The sequence below is a fragment of the Moorena sp. SIO4A1 genome (assembly GCF_010672065.1).
Lineage (GTDB): Bacteria > Cyanobacteriota > Cyanobacteriia > Cyanobacteriales > Coleofasciculaceae > Moorena.
Window position 1 is genome coordinate 1 of sequence record NZ_JAAHHX010000983.1, and the last position, 1,115, is coordinate 1,115.

The 1,115-nt window shown below is 41.8% G+C and carries 2 protein-coding genes; both read left to right on the forward strand.

The genetic code is table 11. From position 1 onward, the window contains the following. Positions 1 to 652: DUF4351 domain-containing protein (locus F6K53_RS44620; protein ID WP_293087439.1), on the forward strand; the 652-nt coding region annotated here is incomplete at its 5' end. A 111-nt stretch (positions 653 to 763) separates the two neighbouring features. After that, positions 764 to 1,099 (forward strand): hypothetical protein, encoded by a 336-nt coding sequence (locus F6K53_RS44625; RefSeq protein ID WP_293087443.1) that lies wholly within the window; start codon positions 764 to 766, stop codon positions 1,097 to 1,099. Positions 1,100 to 1,115 lie beyond the last annotated feature (16 nt).

The window sequence follows — 1,115 nt, forward strand, 5'->3', positions numbered from 1 at the left end:
AGAGCCTTATAGTAAAGTCAAAAAGGTCTACTCCATTAATATAGTTTACTTTCCCCTCGGCCAAGGAGAAGATTACATATATCAGGGTAAATTAAATTTCATCGGACGTCATATCCAGGACAGACTAGAGCCATCAAATCTCCAGAAGGAGTTGTTCAAAATTGAGCAGGTGTACCAGATATTTCCGGAATATTACATCTTGAGAGTGAAACAGTTTAATGATGTGACTAAAAACAGTTTGGATGAATGGATATATTTCCTGAAAAATAGTGAAATCAAGGAAGACTTCCAAGCCAGGGGATTAGCCCAAGCCAAAGAAAACCTGAGGATTGAGAATCTCCCTAATCAAGAAAAGGCAGCCTATCAGAAATATCTGGAAGATAAACGGTATGAAATTAGTATGCTAGAAGGGGCAGAGGCAGTTGGAGAATTAAGGGGTAGAGAAGAGGGCATAAAACAGGGGATATTAGAAGGCATTCAACAAGAACGTCGTGCTAACTTGGAGCGAATACTCCAACTACGATTTGGAACGATTCCTTCAGAGATATCTGGTAAAATCCAAGGTTTAGATCTCCAACAACTGGACAACTTGATGGCAACAGCATTAACAGCTAATTCTTTAGATGAGTTTAGCCAACATCTGCCGAATTAATGGCCAGGTGTTAAACTAGAAAGTAAGGGTAAATTATAGCGGCTTAAGTCGGAAGTCCTGCCTTCTTTACTCTATTATAGGATAGTAAACATTAAACTTTTACCTTGGCCTTTGGCCACGCTACGGGAACAACCTTGGCCTTTGGCCACGCTACGGGAACAACCTTGGCCTTTGGCCACGCTACGCGAACAACATTCAACATTCCCTACACCGAATACGGGGCGAACAACCTTTAACCCAACGACACCACAACTCCTAAACTTTCATTCCCAATCCTATCCACTGCTGACAAGGCATAGATTCCCGACTCTAGCGCTATCTCCAGGGTGGCTGAATTCAGAATTTTGTACAACCTCCAAACCCCATCTTGTTGCCGATAAAGAGTCCAATAACAAATTTCTCCATCACAAACTTTCTGCCAACTTAGCTTACCATCTCTTGCTCTAACATTACCTGGTGTCTA